Source organism: Amycolatopsis thermalba (assembly GCF_023376025.1).
Lineage (GTDB): Bacteria > Actinomycetota > Actinomycetes > Mycobacteriales > Pseudonocardiaceae > Amycolatopsis_E > Amycolatopsis_E thermalba.
In genome coordinates, this window is record NZ_CP091196.1 from 6,420,236 (window position 1) to 6,435,602 (window position 15,367).

Genomic DNA, 15,367 nt, shown 5'->3' on the forward strand with positions numbered 1-15,367 from the left:
CCGGTCGCCGCGAGCTGAGATAACCGGCCGGAGCAGCGGCCTCCCACCCCTCCCGCTGCTCCGGTCAACTATTGTCTGTTGTGGACGGTGGGGGTGGGTTGCCCCGGATGGGACTCACCGGGGCGGAGATCTCCGAAGCGGTGCACGACGCCGGCTGGCGGTACGTGTTGTCGAGCCTGCGCACGTCCTGGCAGGGGCGGGACTAGAGCGTCCGCCCACACGGCGGCGCACACCGCTCTCGGGCAAGGGCAGGCCCTCGCCGCACTCCGCGCCCCGGCTGACCCGCACGCCACCCAGCAGTGGCACGCCCCCGCCGAACCCGCGCACCGCGGGCGAGGCACATCCCCGTCCCGATCCGCCCGGCCCCACACCCATTGAAAGGACCGCTCAACCCCACACGACCGACCCCTCCACCGACCACCACAGCCCACTCACCCTCACCGGCCACCCCGCCCACCATTGAAAGGACCGCTCAATCCCGCGCGACTGGCCCCTTCATCGCCCACCACAGCCCACTCACCCGACCAGCCACCCCACCCACCATTGAAAGGACCGCTCAACCCCACGCGACTGGCCCCTTCACCGACCACCACGATCCACTCACCCCCACCGACCACCCCACCCACCGTTGAAAGGACCGCTCAACCCCACGCGACTGGCCCCTTCATCAACCACCGCAACCCACCCACCCGACCAGCCACCCCACCCACCGTTGAAAGGACCGCTCAACCCCACACGACCGGCCCCTCCACCGACCACCGCAACCCCGCCTACCGCAGCCCGCGCAACTCCTCCGCCGCCCGCAGCACGTCCGCGTACCGCACGTACAACCCGGCCAGCCCGAACCGCAGCACCTCGGGCGGCCGGAAGTCCCCGATCACCCCGCGCGCGATCAGCTTCCCCATCGCCGCCTTGGCGTCCGGCCACGCGACCGAGATCTGGTTCCCCCGCGAAGCCGGCGTGACCACCCGCGCCCCGGGCACCAGCTCGTCCAGGCACCGCAGGAAGAACTCCCCCAGCGCGAGCCCCTTCGCGCGCACCTGGTCGATCGTCACGTCGCGCCACACGTCCAGCGCCGCGTCCAGCGCCAGCATCGACAGGATGTCCGGCGTCCCGGTGCGGCCGCGGCTGATCCCGGCCCGGCCGGCGTACCCCGGCGTCATCCCGAACGGATCGGCGTGCCCGGCCCACCCGGTCAGCGGCTGGTCGAAGTCCGCGAGCCACTTCCGCGCCACGTAGAGGAAAGCCGGCGATCCCGGGCCACCGTTGAGGAACTTGTACGTGCACCCGACCGCGAGATCGACCTCCGCGGCGTCCAGCGGCACCGGCACCGCCCCCACCGAATGGCACAGGTCCCACACCACGACCGCCCCGGCCGCGTGCAGCGCCGCGGTGATCCCGGGCAGGTCGTGCAGCTCCCCCGTCACGTAGTCGACGTGGTTGACCAGCACCACGGCCGTCCGCGAATCCGTCTCGGCGGCCAGCGCACCGACCGGCACCCGGCGCACGGAGTGACCGGTCATGCGCGCCGCGCTCTCGGCGATGTAGCCGTCGGTGGGGAACGTGCCCGCGTCGACCAGGATCTCCGGCCGTCCCGGGTTCAGCCGCGCCGCCGCGACCACCGCCTTGAACAGGTTCACCGTCGTCGAATCGCCGACCACCACCTGGCCCGGCCCCGCGCCCACCAGCGGCGCGATCCGGTCGCCGATCCGCTCCGGCGCGTCCCACCAGCCCTCGTCCCACGACCGGATCAGCCGTCCGCCCCACTGTTCGCCGATCACCTGGGCCATCCGCGGCGCGACCCCGCGCGGCGGCGCGCCCAGTGAATTCCCGTCCAGATAGGACACTTCCGGGTCGAGATCGAACTCCGCGCGCTTGCCGGCCAGGGGGTCCAGCGCGTCGAGTTCGGCCGCTTCGTCTCGCAGCGACATCGTGTCCCTTTCTCTCTATCGCCCTGTGTCGGCGGTCACATACAGTGGTGTCTCCGCCAGCTGATCACGAGGAGGTCGCAGTTGACCAGCCACCCGTCCGTCGCTGAGCAGGCCGAGGGCTTGACCATTCCCATGCTCCTCCGTCGCAACGCCGCGGAGTACGGCGACCTGCCCGCGCTCACGTCGCTGGACGACCCGGACCGCCCGACGCTCACCTGGTCCGCGTTCCGCGACGAGGTCGCGGCGGTCTCCCGCGGCCTGGCCGACCTGGGCCTGCGCCGCGGCGAGCGGATGCTGATCATGGCCCCGAGCACGCCGGACCACCTGATCGCCGACCTCGCCGCCACGCACCTGGGCGCCATCTCGTGCACCGCGTACGCGACGCTGAGCCCCGAGCAGATCTCCTACGTGGCCCGGCACAGCGCGACCCCGGTCGTCGTGCTGCAGGGCATGGACGAGCTCAAGCGCTGGCAGCAGATCCTGCACGAGCTGCCCGCGCTGCGCCGCATCGTGATGATCGACGCCGACGCCGTGCCGGCCGGTGACGAGCGGTTCGTCAGCCTCGCCGAGCTACGCGCCCGGGGCGCCGAACTGCACGCCGCCGACCCGCGGGTGTTCGAGGACGGGTGGGCGGACATCCGTCCCGGGGACCCGATCGCGATGATCTACACCTCGGGCACCACCGGCGACCCGAAGGGCGTCGTGCTGTCCCACCACAACGTCATCTTCGAGGCCTACGCCGTGCACGCGCTGCACGAGACGCCGCTGCACCCGACCAACATCGCGTACCTGCCGCTCGCGCACATCGCCGAGCGGGAGATCTCGATCTACATGCCGATCGTGTACGCCGGTCACGTGCACACGCTGGCCGATCCGACGCAGGTCGCGGGCGCGCTGGGCCGCGTCCACCCGCAGGGTTTCTTCGGCGTGCCGCGGGTGTGGGAGAAGATCGCCGCCGGGCTCAAGGCGATGCTGCCGAACCTGCCGGAGGACCGGCGCACCGCGCTGCTGCAGGCCAACGAGCTGCTCCAGCAGGGCTACAAGCTGCGCAACGCCGGGCAGGAGGTGCCGCCGGACCTGGCCGCGAAGATCGCGGAGACCGACCGGACGGTGCTGGCCCCGGTGCGCGCGCTGCTCGGGTTCGACAAGCTGCACTTCTGCTCCAGCGGCGCGGCCGCGCTGCCGGTCGAGGTCCTGTACTTCCTCGCCGGGCTGGGCGTGGAGATCCACGAGGTGTGGGGCCTGTCGGAGACCTCCGGCGCGATCACGTCGAACTCGGCGAAGGCGTTCCGCGCCGGCACGGTCGGGCGCCCGCTGGCCGACACCGAGATCAAGGTCGACGCCGACGGTGAGCTGCTGGTGCGCGGGCCACTGGTGTTCCTGGGCTACCTTCAGGAGGACGGGTCGATCGCCTCGGCCGTGGACGCCGACGGCTGGTTCCACACCGGCGACATCGGGACGATCGACTCCGACGGCTTCGTCACGATCACCGACCGCAAGAAGGAACTGATCATCACCTCGGGCGGCAAGAACATCGCGCCGACCCGCATCGAGGGGCTGCTCAAGGAGCACCCGCTGATCGGCCAGGCGGTGGCGATCGGCAACGACAAGCCGTTCGTGACGGCGCTGATCGTGGTCGACGACGAGTTCCTGCCGGCGTGGGCGGCGCAGCAGGGCATCCAGGGCAGCGACCCGGTCGTGCTCGCCGAGCACCCGGCCGTGCGCGAGGAGATCCAGCGCGCGGTGGAAGCGGCCAACGCGCGGCTGTCCCGGGTCGAGCAGATCAAGAAGTACCAGGTGCTGGCCACGCCGTGGACGCCGGAGAGCGGCGAGGTCACCCCGACGCTCAAGCTCAAGCGCCGGATCATCAACGACCGCTACGCGGCCGACATCGCCGCTCTCTACACCGCCGACCAGTAGACCGTCAGGCCGAGCGGAGGGGCGTGGTCCACTTGCGGAGGCGCGGTGGAACACGCTTCTCCAGGCCGTACGGCTCGAGGTGGGCGCTGAACACCTCGTCGAACGCCTCCCGCACGGTCTCGGTGTCCCACGTCTGCCGCTCCAGGATCGGCGCCTTGAAGTAGGGCTGGCCGACGATGTGCAGCTGCGGCCCGTTGCAGCGCACCAGCTGCCCGGTGATGCCCTCCGCCTCGTCGCTCAGCAGGAACTGCACGACGGGCGCGATCCGGGACGGCGTCCGATCGGGGGGACAGTTGCGCAGCGAACGCTCCGACTTCCAGACCATCCGGGTGTGCGCCAACGGGCAGACGGCGTTCACCCGGATGCCGCAATCTTCCAGATCCAGTGCCCACGAATAGGTGAGCGACGCCACAGCTCCTTTGGTCGCCGCGTACACGCCGAGCTTGCGCTGGCCGAGCGAAGCGCCCGAGGAGATGTTCACGATCGACCCGCCGCGACCGCCCGCGACCATGGCCTTCACCGCCGCGATCCCGGTGTACATCACGCCCAGGACGTTGACCTCGACCAGCTCCCGGACCTCGTCCGGGTCCTCCTCCCAGGGCAGCGCCTCGTAGTTCAGCCCGGCGTTGTTCACCAGGCCGTCGATCGCGCCGAACTCGGAGACGCACAGGTCGACGATCGCCTGGGCCTGCGCCGGGTCGGTCACGGTGTGCCCGCTGGCCACCGCCCGCCCGCCGTGCTCGCGGATGTTCGCCGCGGTGCGTTCGGCCAGGCCGGCGTCGACGTCGTTGACCACGACCGCGGCCCCGGCCTGGGCCAGGTGCACCGCGAACGCCTCGCCGAGACCGCGCCCGGCGCCGGTCACCACTACGGCCCGGTCCTGCATCAGCATGCTCATCGGTTTTCTCCCCACCGGCCAGTCCCCGAGCTCCAGCCCGTCCTCGGCTGTCTCCCTGGCCTGTGAGTCCAGTCTTCGCGCCCGGAGGGCCCGGCGGCGGGAGCGCACCGACGAACGGTCCGCTCACTGCGCTGAACGAGTGACGCCTGATCGGCCGGACTGACCGCACCGCCGGTCACGCGGGACGAAATCTTCCACCGTTCGTCGTAATCCGAAGGTTAGAAGGTCTACCACCGTATGGGCCCAATGAGGCGATACGGTCGCGCTGTGACTGTTCGCCTGCGTGTAGTGAGCGGCATACTGATTGTTGCGGAACGTGTCACTTGAGTGACCGGCGTCACAGGAACCGGGCGGGCAGCGACAGAGTCAGTGAGCGCAGGCAGCCACCCGACGAGGGGGAAGTGGGGAGAGGTGTGAAGACCACGACTCGCCCATCCGTGGGTGCGGCGCTCGCCAACCGCGAGTTCCGCACCGTGTGGCTGGCCGAGGCCCAGTCGGTGCTCGGCGACCAGCTGACCACGGTGGCGCTGGCCCTCACCGTCTACCACCGCACCGGCTCGGCGCTGTGGTCCGCGGTCGCCTACGCCCTCACCTTCCTGCCCGCGCTGGCCGGCGGGCTCGGGCTGGCCCAGCTGGCCGACCGCTACCCGCGCCGCACCATCCTCGTGGTCACGGCCGCGCTGCAGGCGGTCTTCATCGCCATCATGGCGATCCCCGGCATGTCGGTGGTGTGGCTGTGCGTGCTGGTCATGCTCGCGCGACTGGCCGGCGCCCCGTCCAACGCGGCCCAGAACGCGCTGACCCGCGAGATCTTCACCGACGACGAGCTGTACCTGCGCAGCCAGGACATCCGCGGCATCACCACCAACACCACCATGCTGGCCGGGCTCGCGCTGGGCGGCGTGATCGTCACCGCCGCCGGCCCGTCCCTGGCGCTGGCCCTGGACGCGCTGACGTTCGCGATCAGCGCGCTGGCCCTGCACCGCTGGGTGCGCCCGCGACCCGCGGCCGGGGACGGCGACGGCTCGTGGTTCGGCGCCATCAACTGGGTCGCGAAGCAGCGCAGGCTGCGCGTGCTGCTCGGCCTGTCCTGGCTGGTCGGCCTGGCCATGGTGCCCGCCGGGCTGGCCGCCCCGCTGGCGCGCGAGATCGGCGCGCCCGACCAGGCCGTGGGGTGGCTGCTGGCGGCGGACCCGCTGGGGTTCGCGCTGGGCGTGTTCGTCCTGTCCCGCTACGTCTCGGCCTCGGCGCGCCGCCGGACGGTCGGCGTCCTCGCGGTCGTCCCGACGGCGCTGCTGCTGGCGTTCGGGCTGCAGCCCGGCCTCGTTCTCGCCCTGGTCGTCCTCGCCCTTGCCGGTGCGGCGGGCGCGTACATCATCACCGTCGGGGCCACGTTCATCACGTGGGTGCCCAACGAGCTTCGTGGCGGAGCGGGCGGCCTGTACCGGACCGGCCTGCGGGTCGCGCAGGGCGTCGGGGTCGCGCTCGGCGGCGTGCTCGCGCAGTGGTCCGGTGCGGCGACCACGGCCATCATGATCGCGGGTGCGGCCGGGGTGGTCCTCGGCGTGCCCCTCGCGATGGCGTGGGGACGAGTGCTGGGCACGGACAGCGATGCGGCCCGCACCGACTGACGGCAGCGGTTGCTGCATTCGGAAGATCAGAAGTCACGGTCGCGCACGACGATTCACCTCACGTTTTTCCGGCGGAAACGAACACAAATCGACGGCACCTCAGAAGTCGCGGTCGCGCACGACGAACACCTCTCCCACGGGAACGGAAACGAACGCTATTCACAGCGGGGGATCAGAAGTCGCGGTCAGACACGAGGAACACCTCCATTCGGTGCCTGTGGCCGGGACGCGTTGCGTCCGTACAGCCGCTCGTGGCGGAGGTACGCGGCGCTTCGCGTGCGGTGAGATGATACCTGTTGATGGAAAGTACCCGGCGTCGTTCCGGGCACAGCAAAGTTACCCGGCGGCGGTACGCGATGTCGAGGGAAGGTGAGCCGATGCCTCCGCACCACGCGCGTCGGCGATCGCCTACACTCCACGGCGATCCGGACCCCAGGGAGGGCGTTCAGCCCATCGAAGAGCGCAATTCGGTACCCCGCCAGGCCGCGCCCGGGAGGGCGGAGCCGAACACAAAGCGTGATGCGTTGAGCACGCGCCGCGCCATGCTGCCGCGGAATTGGGCATTGTGGCGTCGTCCGAAGCGATTCGTCGCTTTCCTGCTCGTCGCCGAACTGATTGCGGTCGGGTGGCTGGTCGTCGCATTCGTGAACGCGAGCGCGCCGAGCGGTCTCGATTGGCTGCGGTTCGCGATTCTCACCGTCGGCGCCACGGCGCACATTCAACTGACCCGGCGCCAGGAAGAACGTCGGCGAAATGCGGGTGGGCGGGTCCTGATCGACCTGACCGCGGTCTGGGTGGTGCCGGCCGCGATTATTCTTCCGGTGCCGTTGACGATCCTGGTCGTCGGTCTGGTCCGGGTGCAGCGCTGGTTCGTCGCGCGGCGGCCGGCGCACAACTTCGTGTACTCGACGGTGGCCCACATGCTGGCGGCGACGCTGGCCCACCAGGTGTACGTGGAGCTGGGTCCGCACGACTGGGGTTCGCTGGACATCACCGGTTCGCTCGTCGAGTTCGGCTGGATGCTGGTGGCCGGGCTCATCTACGAGGGCGTGCAGATCCTCTACATCGGTTCGGTGATCGCGCTGGCCGCGCCGGAGAAGGCGAACGCGCGGACGGTGCTGGGCAGCCCGGCGGACAACGTGCTGGAGGCGATCACGATCGGCCTCGGCGCGGTCACGGCGATCCTGCTGGTGATCATGCCGCCGACGGTGGCGATCATGGCCGTGGTGACGGTGGTGTTCAACCGGCTCGCCGAGATCGAGCAGCTGCAGGCCGACGTGCGCACGGACCCGAAGACGCAGGTCGCGAACATGCGCGGGTGGACGGAGTCGGCCGAGCGGGCGCTGACGCGGGCGGGCAAGGCGGCCGATCCGCTGGCGATCCTGATGATCGACCTGGACCACTTCAAGTGGATCAACGACACGTTCGGCCACCCCGCGGGTGACGACGTGCTGCGGCACCTGGCGCAGCTGCTGGACGAGGTGACCCGCCCGAGCGACGTGGTGGGCCGCTTCGGCGGTGAGGAGTTCCTGGTGCTGCTGCCGGACACGGACCAGGCGGCGGCGACGGTCGCCGGGGAGCGCATCCGCTCGGCGGTGGCCGGACTGCGGATCAGGACGACCAACAAGCGCGGCGACCAGACGCTGGTGGCGGACCGGACGGCCTCGATAGGGGTCGCGGTGTTCCCCGACCACGGCGACACCCTGGCGACGCTGATGCAAGCCGCGGACGCGGCGGTCTACGAGGCGAAGGAGGGTGGGCGGAACCAGGTCCGGATAGCCCGCGCGCCGCAGGATCCGGCGCCGGTACCACCCCCGTCGCGCGAGGCCAAGCACATCGCCCACTGACGGGCCGGTTTCCCCCATTGGGCATTCAGGCGCCCGCGAATAGCGGGGAATCGCACATCTTCACACGGGTCTAACGGCCCTTGTGCGTCGCGCTGGCCAGCGGAAGAAACGTCTCATTCGCGCGCGCCTTTCGCACCCCCGTATGCCATGCCCGCACCCCAGGGATTCCGGCCAGCTACGCCCCACTCGAAATCCCCTTCCACACACCGTCGACAGCCCGCTCGCCACCACGGCCGCCCCCCACCTCCGATACGTGCACCCACCACATCGACTCCCCCTCAGCCGGCCCCACCCCGCCACCCCAACACCCGCCCCCACGACATGCCCACCCACACACCGCCGAAAGTCCCACTCGCGCACCCACGAACCGTCCACTCGCACACCCACCACCCGCACCGCACCCCCTCCCACCAGGCCGTTCCCGCCACCCCGCCACCCCGACTCCCAAACCTCCCACCCGTCACCCACTAGAGTGGCGCCCTCGAAGAACCACGATCAGGGAATTCCCTGGTGGCCGCCGAGGCCGCTCCCCTGCCACTCTGGGAGGCGATGATCACCCCAGCGACCTTCACCGACCACCCGCCACCCGGGACCAGCACCCCACCGGTGCCCCGGGTGCGCCGCCGTCTGGCCACCTCCGGCTGGCTGCTGGTGCTGTCGCTGGCCGTCCTCACCTTCGGGTTCGTCGCCTCGCGGCCGGCCGCCCCGCCGGACGCCGGCCCGCCCACCGGCGGCGCCCTCGCCGCCCAGCAGGCCATCGAGGCACTCGTCCATCCCGGCCCGCAACCGAACGCCCTCGCCCTCCTGCCCACGGACTTCACCCAGGTCACCGGCGTCGTCCCCGGGCAGATGACGGCGCGCGACGGCACCGTCCGCGCGGTGCACGTCGACGGCGGCTGCTCGACGCCGTGGGGCGACGACAACACGAAGTGGGACTACGCGGTCCCGTGCAAGGCGCACGACCTGGGCTACGACCTCCTCCGCTACGCCGCCGCGGTCGGCCACCCCCTCGGCCCGGACGTCCGCGAGGCCCTGGACCAGCGCCTGTCCGACGACATGCACGCCGCCTGCGACCTCAACCCGATGGACTCGCCCCGCACGTGCCGGGTCGTCGCGAGCCTCTACTCCGCCGGGCTCGTCGTGAACTCCTGGCACCAGCGCTGGGGCCCGCCGGTCGGCGATCCGATCGGCCCGCTGCTGGCCGGGGTCGCCGTGATCGGGTGCCTCCTGATCTTCCGCCTCCGCGGCTGGCTGCAGCACCGGCACGCCCGCGTCAGCACACCCGCCCCGGCCGCGGCCCCGGCCCGGTCCGCGCCGCTGTCCCCCTGGGTCACGCTCGGCGTGGGCGCCCTGGTCCTGCTGATCCTCGGCGAATCGGCCATCGCGCTGGCCCGCTGGGCCGGCGTGGGCGCCGAATGGCTGTGGCCGTTCACGTGGGTGGCGCAACTCGCCCCGGTGTTCTTCTTCGCCGGCGGCCGCGCCAACGCCGCGGGCTGGCGCGCGACCCGGGACAGCGGCGGCGGGTACCGCCAGTACCTGGCCCACCGGGCCAGCTGGCTGCTGCGCCCGGCCCTGATCTTCGTCGTGGTGGCACTGCTCGTGCCGCTCGCGCTCGAACTGCTCGGCATCCCCGAGGGCACCAACGCCGCGATCATGCGGATCGCCCTGCACCCGCTGTGGCTGCTGGGCCTCTACCTGCTCACCGTGGTCGCCACCCCGCTGATGCTCGCGCTGCACCGGCGCGCCGCGGCGGCCTCGGTCGCCGGCCTGCTCGCTTTGGTCGTGCTGGCCGAGATGGCCGCGCGTGCCCTCGGCTCGCCGGTCCCGCGCTACCTGGCGGCGTTCGGCCTGGCCCTGCTCGCCCAGCAGGTCGCGTTCGGGCGCATCCGCGCCTCCAACCGCCTGCTCCTGGCCGCCGTCACCGCCGTGGGCATCACCGGCCTCGCCCTGCTCACGACCGTCGGCGGGCTCAGCAGGGACCTGCTCGGGGCGCCGGGCGCGCCGCCCGCGCTGTCCGGGCCCACCGTGCCGGTCCTGCTGCTCGGCGCCGCCCAGATCGGTCTGCTCGGGCTGGCCGCGAAGCCACTCGCCCGGCTGACCACCCGTTCCGCCGGAGTGGCCCGATTGGCGATGCGCGCCCCGATGAGCCTGTACCTGGGCTTCCTCGCCGCGATGCTGCTGGTCGTGGCCCTGGTCTACCTGCCGGACCACCCGGCGGCGATCTTCACGTGGCTGGGCGACCCGCGCACCTGGTTCGCGCTGGCGCTGCTCGCGGTGCCCGCGCTGATGGTCTTCTGGTGGTTCGAGCGCCACCCGCGCGAGACCGCCGTCCCGGTCGCGAACCAGCCCGGCTCCGGCGGCTGGCTCGCGCACGCGGCGACCATGCTCGGGATCGGGTTCGCCGTGGTCGGGCTGTTCGGGTTCGCGCTGACCCGGTTCGGTGGCGGCGACGGCACGATCATGGGACTGGCGGTCGACCCGATCCAGAACCTTATCCAGCTGCTGATCGGGGTATTCCTCCTGCACACGGTGCGGACGGGGCTCAGCGAAGCACGCAGCACGTGGGTCGTGACGGGCCTGGCGTGCGTCCCGGCACTGCTGTCGGCGGCCGAGCCGGTGACGATGGCGGTGCACGGCGTGACAGCCCTGATCGCGCTGGCGGCGGTGGCCAGCACGCTCGTATCCACCAAGGCGGTGGTGCACAACACGTAATCGAGTGTTGTGAACCACTTCCGGTTGGCCGTATGCGACGCTACGGCCGAGTAGGTGAACGACTGTGGCGAAAGGAGCACCTGGCGTGGACGACCCGCGGAACGATCGTGGGACCGGCCGGCCCGCACGGCCGCGACAGCCGCGCCAGATCGACGCTCGTCACGAAGGCCCGGTCCGGCGCACACCCGCCGACCGAGCCGGCCGCACCTCCGCCGGCCGCCCGCCAGTGGACCGCGCTGGGAAACCGGTCGGCGACCGGCCGTCGGCGGGGCGCCCGCCGGCAGGCCGGGCCGCACGGCCGCCCGCCGCCCGCGACCGCGCCGCACCGGCCCAGGTCCGCCGCCGCCCGCCGCCACCGCGCCGCCACCAGTCGCACCGGGGCGCGAAGGTCGCGGTCGGGCTGGTGTCCCTGCTGGTCATGAGCCTCACCGGCTACGCGTGGGCGGCCATGCAGGGCCTGGTCAACGGGCTCACCACCACGGACGTAATCGACGCGAACCAGCCGGCCGACGGCGCCCGCGACATCCTCCTGGTCGGCATGGACAGCCGGACCGACGCGCAGGGCAACCCGCTGCCGGAGGACCTCCTCGCCCAGCTCCGCGCCGGGGTCGCGGACGGTGAGGAGAACACCGACACGCTGATCATGGTCCACATCCCCAACGACGGCAGCAAAGCGGTCGCGATCTCGCTGCCGCGCGACTCCTACGTCACCATCCCCGGCTTCGGCAAGCACAAGATCAACTCCGCCTACGCCAGGGCGAAGGCCGCGGAGCGCAAGAAGCTGCAGGACGAGGGCGAGACCGACGCCAAGTCCATCGAGGTGCAGAGCAACCAGGCCGGGGCGAAGACCCTCATCAAGACCGTCGAGCAGCTGACCGGCTCGACGATCGACAACTACGCCTCGGTCAACCTGCTCGGCTTCTCCGAGATCACGCAGGCGATCGGCGGCGTGGACGTGTGCCTCAAGGAGAACGTCAACGACCCGTACTCGGGCGCGAAGTTCACCAAGGGCCAGCACACGATCTCCGGTGTCGAGGCGCTGGAGTTCGTCCGCCAGCGGCACGGCCTGCCGCGCGGCGACCTGGACCGGGTCGTCCGCCAGCAGGTGTTCATGGCCGGCATGGCGCGCAAGGTGCTCTCCGCGGGCACCCTCGCCGACCCGGGCAAGCTGAACGGCCTCACCGAGGCGATCAAGAAGTCCGTCGTGCTCAACCAGGGCTGGGACATCATCGGCTTCGCCCAGCAGATGAAGGGCCTCACCGGCGGGCAGCTGGAGTTCCGCACCATTCCGGTGGTCAACATGGACTACAGCACCCCGGAGGACGGGCAGGCGATCCAGGTCGACCCGGACGAGATCCGCGAGTTCGTCCAGGGCCTCACCGCGCCGGCCGGGTCCACCCAGCCCGCCGAGACCGGGGCGGCGAAGTCGGCGATCACTGTGGACGTCCGAAACGGAACCGGCCGCGCGGGGCTCGCCTCGACGGTCCTGCAGAGCCTGACCGGCAAGGGCTTCACCGGCGGCCAGACGTCGAACACCACCTCGCGCAAGTCCACCGTGGTCCGCTACCCGGCAGGCGGCCAGGAGGCGGCCCAGCAGGTCGCCGACGCACTCGGCTCGGGCGCGACGATCGAACCGGACCCGACGGTCACCAGCGGGCACGTCGTCGTGCTGATCGGCAGCGACTACTCGACCACCCCGTCACGGGTCGTCCAGCAGGCGGCCGCGGCGCAGCCCACGACCCAGGCCCCGGCGCCGGGCAGCGACGAGCCGATCACCGCCGACGGCGTCACCTGCGTCAACTGACCACACCGTCCAGCCCACCCCGGGTTAGCCCGATCGGCCTAATAACGGCGGTCAAACGAAACGGTCTGGGCAAAGTCGCGTAAGGAACCCGCACTCAGCGACTTACATACCCGTGAACACCGCTGGAGTTCGACCGGACGTGCCAGAGCAGGGGTGCGGCACGACGCGTGGTCAAGGCAGGGGACGGGGAGTGCGCATCGACAATGACCTCTACCAGCGAATCCTGGGGGAGGAACTTCGCAAGCTGCGTCGGCGACGGGGCTGGACGCGCAAGGAACTGAACCAGCACCTGCAGAGCGACATCTCGCTGCAGACGCTGGCGACCTACGAACTGGGCACGCGGCAGTGCTCGGTGGTGCGGCTCGTGGAGCTGTGCATCGCGATGGACGAGCTGCCGCAGGACCTGCTCGCCCGCGTGCACCGCCGCGTGTTCGCCGACGAGCCGGGCAAGGTGCGGCTGGACCTGACGCGCATCGTCGCCGACGAGCGGGCCGAGCTGCTGCCGCTGCGCCGGTGGGCGGAAGACCGACTGCGCCAGCCCGGCGCCCCGGGCGAGGTGCGCCTCGACCGGTCGGCGATGTCGTGGATGGCGCAGCTGTGCGGCCTGACGGTCCCCGAGCTGCTGGACCGCCTGCGCGCAATCTCCGGCGTGGAGGACGACTGACCACGAAGGAGCGGCACACGATGCCACCTCGCCGGCGAGCGGAAGCCACGGACCGGGAGTGGTTGCTACGACGGAGATCCCGGGCAAGCGCCCCGGAGGAGATGGCCGCTCCCGCCGGGGCGGCAACGCCGCCGGGGTGACAAGCCGCCGGACCGGCAACCCGCCGGCCAGCCAACCGCCGGGGCGGCGAGTCGCCGGGGCGGCGCGTCGCCGGGCGATCCGGTGGCGATGAACCGTCACCGGCGCAGCCGGTGGCCTCCCGCCTCCGGCGCGGCCAAGCGTCGCGAAGCGCGGCCACACGCGGCGAACCGTGGCCAAACGCGACGAGGCGCGGCGCCCATCGGCACGCCGCGCCTCGCCACGAATCAGTGGTGTCCGACCAGCTCGAAGTCGGACGGGCGGAGCTTGCGCGTGTTCAGCCAGTACCGCCACGTGAAGCCGGGCCAGATGGTCCGGTTCACGCCCTTCGCGTCGAGGTACCAGCTCTTGCAGCCGCCCTGCGTCCACACGCCCTTGGCCAGCTTGTGCTGGATCTCGGCGTTGAACCGCTCCTGCACCTCCGCCCGCGGCTCCAGCGCACCGGCCCCGGTCCGCTCGACCAGCCGGATCGCCTCGGCGACGTACCGGATCTGCGACTCGATCATGAACACGACCGAGTTGTGCCCCAGCCCGGTGTTCGGCCCGAGCAGGAAGAACATGTTCGGGAACCCGTTCACCGTGATCCCCAGGTGCGTCCGCATGCCCTCGCTCGCCCACTCCTTGTTGAGCTTGCGGCCCTCCACCCCGATGATGTCGAGGTTGTCGAACGCGTCGGTGACGTGGAAGCCGGTGCCGAAGATGATCGCGTCGACCTCGTGCTCCACGCCGGCCGTGTCGATCACCCCGGTCTCGGTGACCTCGGCGACGCCGTCGGTGATCACGTCGACGTTGTCCCGGTTCAGCGCCGGGTAGTAGTCGTTGGAGATCAGGACCCGCTTGCAGCCCATCACGTAGTCCGGCGTCAGCTTCGCGCGCAGCGCCGGGTCGTCGATGTGCCGGTCGATGTTGGACTTCGCGAGCTTCTGCGCGACTTTCATCAGGCCCTGGTGCCCGTTGAACCCGATCGCGCGGGCCTCCAGCATCCAGTACAGGAGGTTGCGGTAGGCGCGCTGCGTGCCGGGGATCTTCGCGAACACCGCCTTGGCCCAGTCCGGCATCGCGTGGTCCGGCTTCGGCATGACCCAGGCCGGCGTGCGCTGGAAGACGTGCAGCCGCTCGACCTCGGGCGCGATGGCCGGGATGAACTGGATCGCGCTGGCACCCGTGCCGACGACCGCGACGCGCTTGCCGCGCAGGTCGTAGTCGTGGTCCCACTGCGCCGAGTGGAAGGTCCTGCCCCGGAACCGCTCGATGCCCTTGAGGTCGGGGATCTGCGGCAGGTGCAGCGCGCCGACGCCGTTGACCAGGAACTGGCCGCTGAACGTGTCACCGTTCTTCGTCGTAACGTGCCATCGGTTCTCGTCGGGGTCCCAGCGGGCGCCGGTCATCTCCTGGCCGAACCGGGTGCGGGCGTAGAGGTCGTACTTGCGGGCCACGCCGCGCAGGTAGTCCCAGATCTCCGGCTGCGGCGAGAACGAGCGGCTCCAGTTCGGGTTCTGCTCGAAGGAGAACGAGTACATGTGCGACTGGATGTCGCACGCGCAGCCCGGGTAGGTGTTGTCGCGCCAGGTGCCGCCGACGTCGTCCGCCTTCTCCAGGATGACGAAGTCCTCGCGGCCCTCCTTGCGCAGCTGGATCGCCATGCCCAGGCCGGAGAACCCGGTGCCGACGATGATCACGCCCGTTCGCGTGTGCTCTGCCATGTACCTTCCTCCACACTGAGCATTAGGTGTTACCGCGAGTCCATCTTACTCGGAGTAGGTTACCTCCGGTAGAGTCAGTTTCATGACCGGGCCGACCCGCCGCAAACGCATGCCGAGAG

General features: G+C 71.1%; 10 protein-coding genes. 6 read left to right on the plus strand and 4 right to left on the minus strand.

Annotated elements, in window-relative coordinates; translation table 11 throughout:
• Window positions 1–770: 770 nt before the first annotated feature.
• The gene (locus L1857_RS31150; RefSeq protein WP_116115413.1) at window positions 771–1,931 is read right to left on the minus strand and encodes a kynureninase; all 1,161 of its coding nucleotides are present in this window, start codon (window positions 1,929–1,931) and stop codon (window positions 771–773) included.
• A 132-nt stretch (window positions 1,932–2,063) separates the two neighbouring features.
• On the opposite strand from L1857_RS31150, the gene L1857_RS31155 reads away from it, so the two are divergent.
• Window positions 2,064–3,851, plus strand: a complete 1,788-nt coding sequence (locus tag L1857_RS31155; protein ID WP_249467102.1) for an AMP-dependent synthetase/ligase — start codon at window positions 2,064–2,066, stop codon at window positions 3,849–3,851.
• Between the two features lie 4 nt (window positions 3,852–3,855).
• Here L1857_RS31155 and L1857_RS31160 read toward each other — a convergent pair whose 3' ends face one another.
• Window positions 3,856–4,749: an SDR family NAD(P)-dependent oxidoreductase gene (locus tag L1857_RS31160; RefSeq protein ID WP_249467105.1), complete on the minus strand. Its 894-nt coding sequence runs from the start codon at window positions 4,747–4,749 to the stop codon at window positions 3,856–3,858.
• Window positions 4,750–5,162: 413 nt separating this feature from the next.
• Between L1857_RS31160 and L1857_RS31165 the strand changes: the two genes are divergently transcribed.
• A complete protein-coding gene (locus L1857_RS31165; protein WP_429728104.1) occupies window positions 5,163–6,380 on the plus strand; it encodes an MFS transporter in 1,218 nt (405 codons plus the stop codon).
• A gap of 445 nt (window positions 6,381–6,825) precedes the next feature.
• Here the strand turns inward: L1857_RS31165 and L1857_RS31170 are convergent, their stop codons facing one another.
• Window positions 6,826–7,089, minus strand: coding sequence for a hypothetical protein (locus L1857_RS31170; RefSeq protein ID WP_240323470.1), 264 nt, complete (start codon window positions 7,087–7,089; stop codon window positions 6,826–6,828).
• On the opposite strand from L1857_RS31170, the gene L1857_RS31175 reads away from it, so the two are divergent.
• The 4 genes from L1857_RS31175 (at window position 6,995) to L1857_RS31190 (ending at window position 13,407) form a co-directional block, all read left to right on the plus strand.
• Window positions 6,995–8,227, plus strand: coding sequence for a GGDEF domain-containing protein (locus L1857_RS31175; protein WP_429728444.1), 1,233 nt, complete (start codon window positions 6,995–6,997; stop codon window positions 8,225–8,227). The genes L1857_RS31170 and L1857_RS31175 overlap by 95 nt on opposite strands.
• A 549-nt stretch (window positions 8,228–8,776) precedes the next feature.
• Complete coding sequence (locus tag L1857_RS31180; protein ID WP_249467108.1) at window positions 8,777–10,939, plus strand: phospholipase; 2,163 nt, start codon at window positions 8,777–8,779, stop codon at window positions 10,937–10,939.
• A gap of 85 nt (window positions 10,940–11,024) precedes the next feature.
• Complete coding sequence (locus tag L1857_RS31185; protein ID WP_249467110.1) at window positions 11,025–12,743, plus strand: LCP family protein; 1,719 nt, start codon at window positions 11,025–11,027, stop codon at window positions 12,741–12,743.
• A 190-nt stretch (window positions 12,744–12,933) separates the two neighbouring features.
• Window positions 12,934–13,407, plus strand: a complete 474-nt coding sequence (locus L1857_RS31190) for a helix-turn-helix domain-containing protein (RefSeq protein WP_094006079.1) — start codon at window positions 12,934–12,936, stop codon at window positions 13,405–13,407.
• A gap of 365 nt (window positions 13,408–13,772) precedes the next feature.
• Here the strand turns inward: L1857_RS31190 and L1857_RS31195 are convergent, their stop codons facing one another.
• The gene (locus L1857_RS31195; protein WP_094006078.1) at window positions 13,773–15,248 is read right to left on the minus strand and encodes a flavin-containing monooxygenase; all 1,476 of its coding nucleotides are present in this window, start codon (window positions 15,246–15,248) and stop codon (window positions 13,773–13,775) included.
• Window positions 15,249–15,367: the final 119 nt, after the last annotated feature.

What these genes read in the sequence shown, in the direction of transcription:
- L1857_RS31160 (WP_249467105.1), bottom strand. Translation starts at nt 4,749, where the DNA reads ATGAGCATGCTGATGCAGGACCGGGCCGTAGTGGTGACCGGCGCCGGG.
- L1857_RS31150 (WP_116115413.1), bottom strand. Translation starts at nt 1,931, where the DNA reads ATGTCGCTGCGAGACGAAGCGGCCGAACTCGACGCGCTGGACCCCCTG.
- L1857_RS31180 (WP_249467108.1), top strand. Translation starts at nt 8,777, where the DNA reads ATGATCACCCCAGCGACCTTCACCGACCACCCGCCACCCGGGACCAGC.
- L1857_RS31195 (WP_094006078.1), bottom strand. Translation starts at nt 15,248, where the DNA reads ATGGCAGAGCACACGCGAACGGGCGTGATCATCGTCGGCACCGGGTTC.
- L1857_RS31155 (WP_249467102.1), top strand. Translation starts at nt 2,064, where the DNA reads ATGCTCCTCCGTCGCAACGCCGCGGAGTACGGCGACCTGCCCGCGCTC.